Annotated in this window: 18 protein-coding genes; 3 read left to right on the top strand and 15 right to left on the bottom strand. The window is 34.0% G+C overall.

Annotated elements, in window-relative coordinates; translation table 11 throughout:
• Positions 1 to 5: 5 nt before the first annotated feature.
• From GM921_RS02005 to msrA, 9 genes are all read right to left on the bottom strand, one after another.
• Complete coding sequence (locus GM921_RS02005; protein ID WP_182920942.1) at positions 6 to 575, bottom strand: Maf family protein; 570 nt, start codon at positions 573 to 575, stop codon at positions 6 to 8.
• A gap of 170 nt (positions 576 to 745) precedes the next feature.
• Positions 746 to 1150, bottom strand: coding sequence for a Spy/CpxP family protein refolding chaperone (locus tag GM921_RS02000; protein ID WP_182920941.1), 405 nt, complete (start codon positions 1148 to 1150; stop codon positions 746 to 748).
• A 168-nt stretch (positions 1151 to 1318) separates the two neighbouring features.
• Entirely contained in the window at positions 1319 to 1846 is a 528-nt protein-coding gene (locus GM921_RS01995; protein ID WP_182920940.1) for a KdsC family phosphatase, read from the bottom strand.
• Between the two features lie 15 nt (positions 1847 to 1861).
• Entirely contained in the window at positions 1862 to 2107 is a 246-nt protein-coding gene (gene iscX, locus GM921_RS01990) for a Fe-S cluster assembly protein IscX (RefSeq protein WP_182920939.1), read from the bottom strand.
• 94 nt (positions 2108 to 2201) lie between these two features.
• The gene (locus GM921_RS01985) at positions 2202 to 2534 is read right to left on the bottom strand and encodes a 2Fe-2S iron-sulfur cluster-binding protein (RefSeq protein WP_182920938.1); all 333 of its coding nucleotides are present in this window, start codon (positions 2532 to 2534) and stop codon (positions 2202 to 2204) included.
• Positions 2535 to 2576: 42 nt separating this feature from the next.
• The gene (locus GM921_RS01980; RefSeq protein ID WP_182920937.1) at positions 2577 to 3338 is read right to left on the bottom strand and encodes a Rossmann-like and DUF2520 domain-containing protein; all 762 of its coding nucleotides are present in this window, start codon (positions 3336 to 3338) and stop codon (positions 2577 to 2579) included.
• Position 3339: 1 nt separating this feature from the next.
• A complete protein-coding gene (locus tag GM921_RS01975; protein WP_182920936.1) occupies positions 3340 to 5811 on the bottom strand; it encodes a heme lyase CcmF/NrfE family subunit in 2472 nt (823 codons plus the stop codon).
• The gene (locus tag GM921_RS01970; protein ID WP_182920935.1) at positions 5811 to 6227 is read right to left on the bottom strand and encodes a cytochrome c maturation protein CcmE domain-containing protein; all 417 of its coding nucleotides are present in this window, start codon (positions 6225 to 6227) and stop codon (positions 5811 to 5813) included. The genes GM921_RS01975 and GM921_RS01970 overlap by 1 nt, the downstream gene beginning before the upstream one ends.
• A gap of 183 nt (positions 6228 to 6410) precedes the next feature.
• Positions 6411 to 7049 (bottom strand): peptide-methionine (S)-S-oxide reductase MsrA, encoded by a 639-nt coding sequence (msrA, locus tag GM921_RS01965; RefSeq protein WP_182920934.1) that lies wholly within the window; start codon positions 7047 to 7049, stop codon positions 6411 to 6413.
• A gap of 162 nt (positions 7050 to 7211) precedes the next feature.
• Between msrA and GM921_RS01960 the strand changes: the two genes are divergently transcribed.
• Positions 7212 to 7670: a hypothetical protein gene (locus tag GM921_RS01960; RefSeq protein ID WP_182920933.1), complete on the top strand. Its 459-nt coding sequence runs from the start codon at positions 7212 to 7214 to the stop codon at positions 7668 to 7670.
• A gap of 55 nt (positions 7671 to 7725) precedes the next feature.
• On the opposite strand, the gene GM921_RS01955 is transcribed toward GM921_RS01960, so the two are convergent.
• From GM921_RS01955 to GM921_RS01940, 4 genes are all read right to left on the bottom strand, one after another.
• Complete coding sequence (locus GM921_RS01955; protein WP_182920932.1) at positions 7726 to 9147, bottom strand: Glu/Leu/Phe/Val family dehydrogenase; 1422 nt, start codon at positions 9145 to 9147, stop codon at positions 7726 to 7728.
• Between the two features lie 146 nt (positions 9148 to 9293).
• Entirely contained in the window at positions 9294 to 9512 is a 219-nt protein-coding gene (locus tag GM921_RS01950; RefSeq protein ID WP_182920931.1) for a CcmD family protein, read from the bottom strand.
• 4 nt (positions 9513 to 9516) lie between these two features.
• On the bottom strand, positions 9517 to 10173 hold the full coding sequence (gene ccsA / locus GM921_RS01945; RefSeq protein WP_182920930.1) for a cytochrome c biogenesis protein CcsA: 657 nt from the start codon (positions 10171 to 10173) through the stop codon (positions 9517 to 9519).
• 20 nt (positions 10174 to 10193) lie between these two features.
• Positions 10194 to 10859, bottom strand: coding sequence for a heme exporter protein CcmB (locus GM921_RS01940; RefSeq protein ID WP_182920929.1), 666 nt, complete (start codon positions 10857 to 10859; stop codon positions 10194 to 10196).
• A gap of 69 nt (positions 10860 to 10928) precedes the next feature.
• Here GM921_RS01940 and GM921_RS01935 point away from each other — a divergent pair, with 69 nt between their 5' ends.
• Together GM921_RS01935 and GM921_RS01930 are read left to right on the top strand one after the other, a co-directional pair.
• Positions 10929 to 11414 (top strand): methylated-DNA--[protein]-cysteine S-methyltransferase, encoded by a 486-nt coding sequence (locus GM921_RS01935; protein ID WP_182920928.1) that lies wholly within the window; start codon positions 10929 to 10931, stop codon positions 11412 to 11414.
• Positions 11415 to 11516: 102 nt separating this feature from the next.
• Positions 11517 to 12032 (top strand): DUF421 domain-containing protein, encoded by a 516-nt coding sequence (locus GM921_RS01930; RefSeq protein WP_182920927.1) that lies wholly within the window; start codon positions 11517 to 11519, stop codon positions 12030 to 12032.
• On the opposite strand, the gene GM921_RS01925 is transcribed toward GM921_RS01930, so the two are convergent.
• Both GM921_RS01925 and gldC read right to left on the bottom strand, forming a co-directional pair.
• Entirely contained in the window at positions 12015 to 12419 is a 405-nt protein-coding gene (locus tag GM921_RS01925) for a hypothetical protein (RefSeq protein ID WP_182920926.1), read from the bottom strand. The genes GM921_RS01930 and GM921_RS01925 overlap by 18 nt on opposite strands.
• A gap of 75 nt (positions 12420 to 12494) precedes the next feature.
• Positions 12495 to 12830 carry a gliding motility protein GldC gene (gldC, locus tag GM921_RS01920; RefSeq protein ID WP_182920925.1) on the bottom strand — a complete coding sequence of 112 codons (336 nt, stop codon included), beginning with the start codon at positions 12828 to 12830 and terminating at the stop codon, positions 12495 to 12497.
• Positions 12831 to 12837 lie beyond the last annotated feature (7 nt).

Below are 12837 nucleotides of genomic sequence, written 5' to 3'. Positions count from 1 at the left end.
ACAAGCTATTTTAAATCGCTCAATGCTTGATATAATTTCTCTGTCGGTAAACCCATTACGTTGGTGTAAGAACCTTCGATACGTTTCACTACAACTAAACCCCACCAATCTTGTACGCCGTAAGCTCCTGCTTTATCGTAAGGTTTGTAGTTATCAATATAGAAATCAATTTCTTCATCACTCACTTCTTTGCAGTGTACTTCTGTTAAGTCATAAAATGATACCAATTTATCATCCTTAATTAAAGTTACACCTGTATACACTTCGTGTGTGCGCCCAGATAATTTGCGCAACATTTCTTGTGCATGAGGTTTATCGTTTGGTTTCCCTAAAATTTCACCATCTAAGGCCACGATAGTATCAGCAGTGATTACAATCTTATTTTCGGCGTTACCAAATGCTTTTGCTTTTTGCTCGGAAATATAAACAGCAATTTCTGCAGGGCTTAACCCATCAGGATAACTTTCATCCACTTCTTTCAATTCGATAGTAAATTCTAATCCGATCAATTTCATTAATTCTTGACGACGAGGTGATTTTGAAGCTAAAATAATGGGTTGCTGCTGTTTGTACATGTTGTATAAATTTGTGCTAAAATAATAATCTTCTTTGTCATTCCGACTTCGGAGGAATCTATTATTAGAATTCGCAATAGATTCTTCGCTTCGCTCTGAATGACAAAAGCCTATAAATAACAAAAGCGACCATAAGTCGCTTTTGTTATTTATAAAATGTGATGGTTTAATTATTTACCACCGCCACCTTGTCTTTCTTTCATTGCTTTTTCTCTTGCGGCTTTCATTTCTTCTTGCCAAGTTTTGTACGCTTTTTTCTGATCATCAGTTAAAATAGCATTTACTTTTGCATCAAGATCAGCAGTCATTTTTGTTCTTTTTTCTTGCATTGCAGCTCTATCTGGAGTACCACCAGCAGCTTGCATCTCTTCCATCATCTTTTTTTGCTCAGCAGCTGCAGCAGTATAAACTTCAGTAGCTTTAGTTTTTTGATCGTCAGTTAATTTAACTTTCTCATCTAATTGCTTTACTCTGTCTTCTGGAGACATCATACGACGTTGTTGACCACCTTGTTGTGCACTTGCACCGAATGCTAATCCTGCTACAAGTACTAATGATAATGCTAATTTTTTCATGTTGTTTTTGTTTTTTAAGTGTTTTGAAATTTCTAAGCTAGGCATAGAAATCCCTGGTTCTTTTATGTTTTTGTATTTGTTAGAACATAAAAGTATAGGAAAGTTTAATTGATTACGGTAAATAATTGTAACAATTTTAAACACTTAAAAAACAACGTGATAAGGTTTTTATTTGCTAGAATCGACAGCAGAAGGATTAAGATCAAACCAATTTTGTTGAACTTTTAATACCTTTTCAATTACATCTCTAACGGCAGCTTCACCTCCTTTTTTAGGAGAAATGTAATGCGAAATTTGTTTAATTTCATCTATAGCATCAAGCGGGCATGTGGCCACGCCTACTAATTGCATTACATAATAGTCGGGCATATCATCGCCCATGTATAAAACTTGTACTGGCGAGATATTTTTTTCTTTTAGATATGTTTCAAAAACAGCAACCTTGTCTCCTACTTTTAAAAAAACATCTGGTAATCCTAAGTTTTCGAAACGCTTTGTTGTTGCAGGACCACCACTTCCAGATATAATGCAAATATTATAGCCTTTTTTTAAAGCTAACTGTAAGGCATAACCATCCTTAATATTAAATGTACGTAGAAGATCTCCAGATTCTGATGCAACAACAGTTCCGTCGGTTAAAACTCCGTCTACATCGAAAATAAAAGTGGTAATATTTTTTAGGTTTTCTAGAAACATTGTTTTATAGGTTAACTAATCTTGATTATCTCTCCATTCGTAAACCCAAGCAGATTGAATTTGCTCTAAATGTCCTTCGTTACTTTCTTCACGAGTGCCTTTAAAATTAGGTAATGAAAGTACCCAATCTAACAATTCGGTAAATCTAATACGGTATATTTTAGCCTCATTAAATTCATCACCAAATTTCTCATACAATTCTTGAGCTATATCTTCGTGGTCTCTCCAGTAAATTGGTAATGCAAATTTATCGTTGTTCATTAGTTATTGTTTGATTGTTGAATTGCTAAATTGTTTATTGTCCTTCGACAAGCTCAGGATGACAAGCAACTGAAAACTGTTAACTGAAAACTGTCTAGTGTCCTAAAAATTCTGATTGATCCGGTATAGTTACTTCAATGTCTCCATCTAAAACTATACATTGGCAAGCTAAACGCGAAGTAATTCTCGGTCTTACCGCTCTATCAATAAAATCTTCTTCTTTATCTGATATTTCTTGAATATTATCCATGCCTTTATTCACATAAATATGGCAAGTACTACATCCGCAAACGCCACCGCAGTTATGTTGTAGTTCTATCCCATTATCCAAGCAGATATCTAAAACATCTTCGCCGGCTGCAATAGGTAGTTCTATTGGCGTTTTGCCTTGTTCTTCAAAATTTATCTTTAATTTAAAAATACTCATAATTAGTTGCAAAAGTAAGGAGCTAAAACCGCAATTGTGTAATTATCTGGTTTTTTTAATGCTCTCACTTACTATTTTATATATTTCTAATAATTGTGGTTGTTGTAACAACAATTCTTCGTGTTTTTTTAATGTTTGTTCGTCATTTCTAATTGCCGGACCAGTTTGTACTGTTAAGGGCAAAGTGTGTTGAACTTTTGCAGCAGTTTCGGTAATTAGTGGTCTTAAAATATCAAAATCCAATTGGTTTGCTGCTAAAACTTCTTCCGCCAATGCGTAAAAATGATTTGTAAAATTACATGCAAAAACTGCTGCCAAATGCAAAATTTTACGTTTTTCACTATTTATTTCCACAACGTGAGTGCTCAATTGACTTGCCAGTTGTTTTACTAACTGTAAAGCTGTTTCATTACTCGCTTCTACACAAAGTGGAATTGTTGCAAAGCTTAATTCTTTATCTTTCGAGAAGGTTTGCAATGGATATAAAACGCCATAATTTGAACTACTATTCGCAAAAACATCCATACTTACGCTTCCAGAAGTATGTACAATCAGTCCTTTAAAATCGATTAATTGTTCAGCTATTTCGGCAATTGCATCATCTTTAACTGAAATTATGCAGATATCAGCAGTTTTATCAAGCGCTGTTAAATCTTCAATCGCAGTAGCATTTACTTGATCTGCTAATAATTTTGCATTGCTGTAATGATAAGACCAGACCTGTACTATTTGCACATTTGTCGCATACAAAGCTTTAGCTAAATGTGTAGCAACGTTTCCAGCGCCTATAATTACAACTTTCATTTTAATTTGCTTTCAGTTCTTTCTTTCTTCTAAAAATAGAGATTAAGAAACCGATTACCATTACAATTGTACCTACCCAATATAAATTGATGTACGGGAATTCGATAGATTTGAATACTAACCAATCTTTTGCTTGTTGTGGTTTTTCATATATCTGCACTTCAAACTTTCCTTGTTCAGGTATTATTTTGGTAAATCTAATTCTCAATCCTAATTCATCAATTTTTCTAGCGAAATCGAAAGTGTTATTTCCTTTTACTAAAAATAAAGGTTCTGTTTCGTAAATTTTACCACTTACATTAATTTCTAAAGGTAAACCAATCGCTAAATCACCAGCATCAATTTTTAAATCTCTAACTACAGGTTTATTGTTGATAGGTTGTACAGTTAACACACCGCTGCTCACATGAATGGTATCGCCAACGCTTAAGTTTACAATTCTAGGTGCTTTATAATTTTCTTCTTCAGAATGACCTTCGTGATCGCCATGTTCATCTTCTTTTACAGCAGCACTAGTAATATGTGTGTAAATATCAGATGTTACATAATGTTTTGTATCAGGAGATGCAATTAAGCCCATTTTTCCGTTTTCTTGGATACTTGGATTTACTTCAAAATCTTCTTTTATTTTGCCGCTTTGTGCATCAATTACTTTAAAGTTAAGCTTGTAATACGTGTTTGGCGCAATGGTGGTATCGCTGATATAGGTAACTGTATATTTGCCCATTTTCTTAGGCTCATTTTTATACAGCATGATATTTTCTCCAGGTTTAGCTGCTTTTTCGAAATCCTTAACAGGAATAAAGTTAGTTTCGTTTATAGAAATTGGATTACTTGTTGCTGCTGCCACTAAAGCGCCTAATAATAATATGGCAAAGCCGATGTGAGCCACTGCAGAACCTACCAATTTACTTCCCTTTCCAACAAATGCTGCAGATAATAATCTGGCGTTAGATAGAACTGCAAAAATACAGCTGAATGTTAAGAAGATGTACATCAAATTAGTATAAACACCTGTTAACCATGCAAATCCGCCAGTTAAAACCAGTGCAAAAACAATTGATGAGATTAAGCTGCTATAAAATTTGCGTGGATCGGTTCTTTTGTATTTCAAAAATTGAGAGAAACCTGAAATCAAGGTAATTAATATTGCAAATGGTGCTTGCCATTGATTGTAAAACCTAATTGCATCTTTAATTGGTGCATAGTTTGTACCAAATGCTTTGTTAAATACAGGTACGGAAGTTGCGAAAATAATATGAATACACGATACTGTAAGCACTAAAGCGCCAATAAACATCCAAAATTCACGAGAATATGTTTCTTCATCCTTATGGGTAATTGGCAATTCACTCCACCTTGTGGCAATAAAATAAATTGCAATAATTAAAAAGATTACATTGTAAAGAATTAAATGACCGAACATGCCTAAATCTGTAAACGCATGTACTGAAGTATCTCCTAAAATGCCGCTTCTAGTTAGGAAGGATGCATATAAAACTAAAAGGAAACTAATTAATACTAAAGCCATTGCCGTGAAGTAAGCATGACCTGTATTTTTGTACGCAATTAATACATGTAAACCTCCAATTAAAGTTAACCAAGGAATTATTGATGCATTTTCTACTGGGTCCCAAGCCCAAAAACCACCAAAGTTTAGTGCTTCATAAGCCCAAAATGAACCCATGATAATACCAGTACCTAAGATCATTACTGCAAATAAAACCCAAGGCAACACAGGTTTTACAAATTCTTTGTACCGTCTTGTCCATAAAGCAGCTATGCCATAGGCGAAAGGAACCACCATACTTGCAAAACCTAAAAACAAGGTTGGTGGGTGAATTACCATCCAATAGTTTTGTAATAATGGATTTAAGCCTTTACCATCGGTGATAAACTTTAAATAATTTCTAAAATTTTCTGGGTCTGCAAAAATTACAGGTGCAAATGACTTTAAATCATCCGCTTCTCTTAGCAGGATGAAAGGCGAGCTACCAATACGTTGCCCAAAAATTTGAACACCCAATAACATTGATGTTAAAAACACCTGAGAAAATGAAATCACAGTCATTACACCGTTTTCCCAAGTTTTTGCTTTCCAAATTAGGATTGTCCCTAAAACTGATTGCCAAAAAGCCCAAAGCCAAAAACTTCCTTCTTGTCCTTCCCAAAAAGCAGAAACGATATAATATACTGGAAGTGTTTTTGAAGAGTGATGATAAACGTAATAATATTCGAAATAGTGATTTAAAATAAGAAAAAACAAGGTTACTCCAATACCAATTACACTTGCAAAATTGATTAAAAAACCAATTCGACCTAGTTTAACCCAAGATTTATCTTCTAAATTTTTGTTTTTTACCGCAAAGAAATAAGCGATAGTTGAGAGTAGAGATGCAGCAAATGCTAGAACAATAAAAAACTGTCCAATTTTACCTGGAAGGAGGTTTTCTCCTATAAATTGTATATCCATTAAGATTTCTTGTATTGTTTTACTTGACCATCTTGGTTTATTTCAACCAAATTATCATTGTATTTAGAAGGGCATTTCATTAATATTTTGGTTGCATAAAAGGTATCATTTTCCATTTTACCAATTAGAACCAATTTTTCAGAACGTTCGAAATCTTGTGGTTTTGTACCATTTAGCACAACTTTTTTCACTTTACCTTTTTCATCTTTCATGTAAAAGCCAAAGTGATTCGGATCTTTAAGTGCATCGTACTCTGTACCTTTACTTTTTTCCCAATGCCCCATTACGTGTTCTTCTTTATTGGAAGAAGCTGCCTCAGTAAAATTAGAGTAGGTATCGGTATCTGCATTTAGACTTACGAGAAAGCCAATACAAATGGCAATTGTAATTAAACCGATAATAGCACTTTTTCTCATGTGGGGTTTAAATTAAAAATCCAGACCACAAAGATAAAAAAACTACCGTAGTAGGCTATTGGTAATGCACAACGTGACAATTAATTGATAGTTCTAATTTTAAAACTGTTCATTAGTCATTTGCTCATTGGTATTTATCGCATAAACAAATGAACCAATGATTTATTGAACTAATGAACCCAATTATTTAAACTCATCTTTCAACAAATTAGGAAAGGCTTTTCGTAGTTTCTGAATTTTAGGACCACATACATTTACTACGTAACCCTGATTTGGATTTAGTTTCACGAAATTTTGATGGTATTTTTCTGCTGGATAAAAAGTTGCCATTGGAGTAACTTCGGTTACAATTTGACCTGGATGCAATTGTGAACGGTTACTTTTTATAATTGCAGCTTCAATTTGTTTTTTCTCTTCAGCATTGCTGTAAAAAGCAATAGAGCGATAACTTGTGCCCACATCTGGACCTTGTCTATTTAATTGAGTGCCATCATGAACTACGAAGAAAACATCTAATAATTGGGCGAAACTAATTATTGATGGATCATAAATAATTTGAACTGCTTCGGCATGACCTGTTGTTTCTGTATTTACATCTTCGTATGATGGATTTTTAGTCGTGCCGCCAGCATAACCACTTGTTGTTTTAATTACCCCTTTTAATTCCGAAAAACCTTCTTGCAGTCCCCAAAAACATCCGCCAGCAAAAACTGCTACTCTTTGAGTTTTTGAAACTTTTGGAACTTCTGCCTTTACTTTTTCTTCTGCATTAGTACAAGAGAAAAATACGGTTACGAATAAAAGTGTGATTAGATTTTTCATGCTTATTGTTTTATACAATATACGCTTAGTAACTGAAAATAGTTTTTTCTAATTGTCATGATTAAATAATAAATCAATGTTATTTTCCTTTATAAAATACCCAACTGTGGGTATATGGATTGGTCTGTGCACCAGTTAATTTTGATAAATAAATGCTCCACAATGCAAAACGATCAAAAAGATATTAGTCTTGCTATCCTTTATTTTCTATTATCTCTATTTATAAGCATTCTGTTTATCAGTCAAAACGATTTGTTGTATACCGATACAAATCAAATGATTTTATCTGGAAGCATTGCTGGGGCAAAATGGGGCATTCAGATAATAGCAGCATTATTTTTATTAAAGAAAAAGAAATTCGAATTTATTAGACGGATAAGTTTGGTTTGTTTGAGTGGTTCAATTTCACTCCTCTCCTATTATCTACTCATGTATTTACCACTTTCTAGTTGGTGGCAGTTTGTTTTAACCTTAATCATCTGTGTGGTAATCATGCTTGTACTTTATTTTCAAGCTGTAGCCAAAACTCGCATTGGGCTTCAATGGTATTTCGGCTGGGTGGCTTGCCTTATCATTGCTATTCTGCTTCAATTAACTATTGTTTTCCATATTATCACTTAATAACATCACAAAAAAGCCCCGATAAAATCGAGGCTTTTTTGTGGAATATATTGGATTATGGCCAAATACCTAAGTTCATGTAAGAAATAGCGATTTTATCAATAGAGTTTACAAACGCTGCTGTTCTTAGCGTTTTCACCTCTGGTTTGTTCACTAAAGTTTCTCTAATTTCTCGGTAAGAATGTATCATAGTATCTTCTAATCCAGAATTCACCAATTCCATTTCAGATGCACCTTTAACAATCATTAAACGGTTCTCATCAGGGATTTTTTTACCTGTTAAGTTCTCTAATGTGTTAATTAGATTCGCATTAGAGTTTTCTGCATAACGACTTTCCATACGACCAAAAGCTACGTGTGAAAGGTTTTTTAACCATTCGAAATAAGAAACCGTTACCCCACCTGCATTACAATACATATCAGGAATAATGATACCACCCATTTCAGTGAAGATTTCTTCTGCTTCTGGAGTACATGGTCCGTTTGCACCTTCAGCAATAATTTTTGCTTTGATGTTACGAATGTTTGTTGCTGTGATCTGGTTTTCTAACGCTGCTGGAACCAAAATATCACATGGTTGCTCTAAGCCTTCCATCGAATTTTTAAAGTCTGTTGCACCAGGGAAACCTAAAATAGAACCTGTGTTTTTACGGTGTGCAAAAACCTCATCTATATTTAAACCATTTGCATTGTAAATTGCACCTTCATATTCGGCAACGCCAACAATTGTTGCACCAAACTCAGCCAAAAATTTAGCAGAGTGATAACCCACATTACCTAAACCTTGTACAATTACTTTTTTATCACCTAAACCAGCTTTTAAGCCAATTTTAGCCATATCATCTACATGAGCAACACACTCACGTACTGCATATGCAACACCACGACCAGTTGCTTCTTTTCTACCACGAATACCGTGTAAAGCAATTGGTTTACCAGTAACACAACCCAATGCATCTAAAGAACCAGGGTTCATCGTCATATAAGTATCTGCAATCCAGCTCATTTCGCGTTCGCCAGATCCATAATCAGGAGCAGGAACATCAATGCCGGGACCAATAAAATTCTTTTTAATCAACTCTGTTGTATAACGACGAGTAATTGTTTCTAGTTCTGCAACAGAATAGTTTTTTGGATTGATACAAATTCCGCCTTTGGCGCCACCAAAAGGAACGTTAACAATAGCACATTTGTAAGTCATTAAAGCTGCAAGGGCCATCACTTCGTCTTCATTAACCATGTCGCTATAACGAATACCGCCCTTAGTTGGGCTCATGTGATGCGAGTGTTCTACACGCCATGCATCAATTACTTCAAAGCCATTTCCTCTACGAATTGGAAATTGAAAACGGTACACACTGTTACATGCTTTTATCTGAGCCAATAAACCTTCTGGATGCGAGGTAAATTGTGCGGCACTATCAAAGTTCTTACAAACATCTGTAAAAAAACTTGTTTCGTTTGCTGTATTAGCCATTTTTTGTGTTTTATAAATTTTGAATTTTCTTCTTGTACGGTGCAAAATTGCATTAAAATAACCCACTAATGCAAGTGCAAATTTGCTTAGTGTATCATAAACACCATAGCAAAAAAGGTAAAAGGTTAGGATTAGGACGTTTAAAATTAGTTTTTGCTAGAAGATTTTTTTTCTAACATTTTTAATCTTTTGTCTAGAGAGAAGAGGTAGATCAATAAACCAAGCAAAATTATTACGATTACAGCAACAACAACGTATATTTTTCCATCGCTACGTAAGGCATCCGCCATTTCTACAGTATTGTTCTGAGCGAACAAATTTAGGGTAGTTACTAACATTAATAAAGTAAAAATAATTTTCTTCATGGCATTAATTTGTTTGATGTTCTATAGAACGAATTCTAAAACGAATGGTATAAATCCAGTAGCCAATAAGTATCCATCCTAAACAAGCAGGATAGAAAACCATACGCATACGGCTATCTAAATCATAACTATTAAAACCCGGATTACCGCCATTTCCTGGATGCAAAGAAGATTGCAAACGTGGCAACACGAATAATAAAACTACCATCATTGGGAAAGCAAAAATATTATAAATGGCCGATATTTTAGCTCTTTTCTGCTCCTCGTCTATCGCATTGCGCAATACTAAATATGCAAAATATAATAAAATTGATATGGCAGCAAAGTTTTGTTTAGGATCGAAACTCCAGAATTGTCCCCATGTATATTTTGCCCAAACTGCGCCAGTTATTAATCCTAAAACCCCGAAAATAATACCTGCATTTATAGCTTCAACTGCTTTCAAGTCGTAAACATCATTGGTATACATTAAGGATTTAATGCTATAAAAAACAGAGATTGAAAATAGTACAATCATTGCAAACCACATGGGTACGTGGAAATACAAATTTCTGATGGTTTCATTTAAAATATCTAAATGCGGAACGCCTAATAATAACCCAGCGATTGTTGAATAAATCACTAATACAGCACCTAAAATTTTCCACCAAGATTTTTGCATTTTTTATTTTGATTTGGTTTTTAATCCCGCCAAAGGTAAGGAAATAACAATAAAGACACAGCCATTACCAATACATTTATCACTGCCAATAAGCCTATATCATCTAAACTTACACTTCTATCTAAGCCATCAATGGCATTTTTAGCTAATTTGATTAACACAATTAACACTGGAATAATAATTGGAAAACTTAAAATTGCCATCAACATCCCGCCGTTTCCTGCTTTCGAAGCGATTGCCGAAACCATGGTAAATATGGTTGCAAAACTTAAACTTCCTAAAACTGTTGCTACCAAATACATTCCCATATCAGCACCTGCTGGAAAAGAGAAAACCAAGGTATAAAATAGCAAAGCGATTAGTGTCAAGCCAATCATTAATAAACTATTGTACAAAGTTTTAGCTATAATTAATGCTACCGGACTTACCAAAGTATAAATGTATAAATGCCTGCCTTTGCTTTCTTGTAAAAAACTTTTAGCTACCGCATTTATAGAGGCAAAAAGCATAATAATCCAAAATAATGCATTCCATGTTAATTTTTCTGGAACACTTACAAAGGATAGAAAACAAACAAATACAGTTGAAACTACATACAACAAAATGCCATTGAGCGCATATTTAGAACGCCATTCTAATAACATTTCCTTATGGATGAGTTGTTTGACCTGATTTGCGATTTGCATAGCGACAAAGATAGTTTTATTGCTAAATTGTTGCAGTGTTAAATTGTTGTATTGTTGTAATATTGTGTTGTGGATCAAAAATATTGTAGTGTTGTAAAAAGTCCGGTTGGAGATATAACTATTCTAGCTGACGATGTTGCCGTAAATGTGATTACGTTTGGCGAAAGAGAAACCGAGGGGTTGGAAGAAAACGAAATCAGTAAAACTGCAGCAGAACAATTACGAGCTTATTTTGGTGGGAAATTACAAGAATTCACATTCCCAATTAGTCAAAAAGGAACTGAGTTTCAGCAAGAGGTTTGGCATAATCTATCTAAAATACCTTATGCAGAAACTATTTCATATGCTAAGTTTTCTGCACATCATCCTTTAGCGATTCGAGCAATCGCCTCTGCAAATGGTAAAAATAATATAGCGATTGTTGTTCCTTGTCACAGAGTAATTGGCAGTGATGGCAAATTAGTGGGTTATGCTAGCGGTTTGTGGCGCAAGAAATGGCTCTTACAACATGAACGGGAAGTTGCACAAATAGGTCAAACAGAGTTGAAGTTTTAAGAAAGTCAGGAAGCTCATAGTCGGGAAGTCCGAAAGTTTAGCACATTTATTTTTCAATTCTCCCAATCATCAATCGTCAATCTAAAATCGTAAATTTATTAGATGAATCCATATTTAGATATCGCATTACGAAGTTTAGCTGTGTATACTTTTATGCTAATAGCTATCCGATTAACTGGCAAAAAAGAGTTTTCTCAATTAAATACTATTGATGTGGTACTCATTTTATTAATCAGCAATGCGGTACAAAATGCGATGGTGGGAAATAATACCAGTTTGCTTGGTGGATTAGCTGCAGCTGCTGTGCTTTTTATTTTAAATTATGGACTAAAGAAATTGATGTTCAAAAGTAAAGGTGTACGCGAGTTTATTTCTCAACATCCTGAAATTTTAATCCACGATGGTAAACTAGATTTTAATAAACTTAGCCATTTGGGAATTAGCGATGATGAGTTAAAAGAAGCCATGCGAGAACATGGAGTTGAACATTACAAAGATGTGAAACTTGCCATTTTTGAAGTAGATGGCAACATCAGCATTATTACTGGCGATAAAGCATTAAAACAAACACATTATAAACGCAAAAAAGCGCACAAAACGTTAACTGTTGGTGGTTAACCTTTCTCTTTTTACACTGGTTAGCAATAATAAAACCGCAACTAATAAAACAATCCATCCCCATTGGTAATGAATAGTTTTTGCTAAAACCTTATCAAAAAACTTAGAACCAAAATAATTGTTCGATTTAAAATAAACCGCAGTAGCCATTAATAAACTCCAAATAAACAGCACAATAGTTAGTAATCTAAATGCTTTTAATTGTCTTACAAACAAACATAATGAGGTTAAGGCAAGAATGGCAAAAGTAATTAGAAACAAACGCTGATCAGTTTGATATAGATTCCAGTTTCCTTTTAATGGCACTTTTATGATTGGAGAAATCCCTGCAGCAATTACTGCTAAAATTAAGCCTAAATAAGCATTGAATTTTTTTACAATTAACATCTTTTGAGTTATTAGTTATGAGTAGTACGTTCTAAGTTAGCATCTAAAACTGAAAACCGGCAACTGAAAACTGAATTATTTCCTAGTATCAATACCCATTTTATCCGCAAAGTGCGCACAATAATCACGTAAATCTTCTACAATATTTTCTTCGCCAGTTGCTTTTAAAAAACTATCACCCATAGTTTGCAAAGTTTCATAAAAAAAGCGTTTCATTTCATCAACAGGCATATCTTTTGTCCATAAATCAATGCGCATTGAGTTTTTATAATTATGATCCCAAAAAGATAACATCATAGATTTTACAGGTACTTGGTCTTTATTCGCTCCATCTGTACTTTGATATAAAATTTGATCTGGCAAATTATTATCATCTAATTCTACTGTTATTTTTATCTCTGCTTTCTTCATGTTAATT

It is taken from the genome of Pedobacter planticolens, from assembly GCF_014172375.1.
In the GTDB taxonomy this organism is placed as follows: Bacteria; Bacteroidota; Bacteroidia; order Sphingobacteriales; family Sphingobacteriaceae; genus Pedobacter; species Pedobacter planticolens.
This window is presented reverse-complemented; position numbering and strand designations above follow the sequence as displayed.

Coding starts and splice junctions, on each gene's coding strand:
- GM921_RS02005 (WP_182920942.1), bottom strand. CDS start 575: ATGTACAAACAGCAGCAACCCATTATTTTAGCTTCAAAATCACCTCGT.
- GM921_RS02000 (WP_182920941.1), bottom strand. CDS start 1,150: ATGAAAAAATTAGCATTATCATTAGTACTTGTAGCAGGATTAGCATTC.
- GM921_RS01995 (WP_182920940.1), bottom strand. CDS start 1,846: ATGTTTCTAGAAAACCTAAAAAATATTACCACTTTTATTTTCGATGTA.
- iscX (WP_182920939.1), bottom strand. CDS start 2,107: ATGAACAACGATAAATTTGCATTACCAATTTACTGGAGAGACCACGAA.
- GM921_RS01985 (WP_182920938.1), bottom strand. CDS start 2,534: ATGAGTATTTTTAAATTAAAGATAAATTTTGAAGAACAAGGCAAAACG.
- GM921_RS01980 (WP_182920937.1), bottom strand. CDS start 3,338: ATGAAAGTTGTAATTATAGGCGCTGGAAACGTTGCTACACATTTAGCT.
- GM921_RS01975 (WP_182920936.1), bottom strand. CDS start 5,811: ATGGATATACAATTTATAGGAGAAAACCTCCTTCCAGGTAAAATTGGA.
- GM921_RS01970 (WP_182920935.1), bottom strand. CDS start 6,227: ATGAGAAAAAGTGCTATTATCGGTTTAATTACAATTGCCATTTGTATT.
- msrA (WP_182920934.1), bottom strand. CDS start 7,049: ATGAAAAATCTAATCACACTTTTATTCGTAACCGTATTTTTCTCTTGT.
- GM921_RS01960 (WP_182920933.1), top strand. CDS start 7,212: ATGCAAAACGATCAAAAAGATATTAGTCTTGCTATCCTTTATTTTCTA.
- GM921_RS01955 (WP_182920932.1), bottom strand. CDS start 9,147: ATGGCTAATACAGCAAACGAAACAAGTTTTTTTACAGATGTTTGTAAG.
- GM921_RS01950 (WP_182920931.1), bottom strand. CDS start 9,512: ATGAAGAAAATTATTTTTACTTTATTAATGTTAGTAACTACCCTAAAT.
- ccsA (WP_182920930.1), bottom strand. CDS start 10,173: ATGCAAAAATCTTGGTGGAAAATTTTAGGTGCTGTATTAGTGATTTAT.
- GM921_RS01940 (WP_182920929.1), bottom strand. CDS start 10,859: ATGCAAATCGCAAATCAGGTCAAACAACTCATCCATAAGGAAATGTTA.
- GM921_RS01930 (WP_182920927.1), top strand. CDS start 11,517: ATGAATCCATATTTAGATATCGCATTACGAAGTTTAGCTGTGTATACT.
- GM921_RS01925 (WP_182920926.1), bottom strand. CDS start 12,419: ATGTTAATTGTAAAAAAATTCAATGCTTATTTAGGCTTAATTTTAGCA.
- gldC (WP_182920925.1), bottom strand. CDS start 12,830: ATGAAGAAAGCAGAGATAAAAATAACAGTAGAATTAGATGATAATAAT.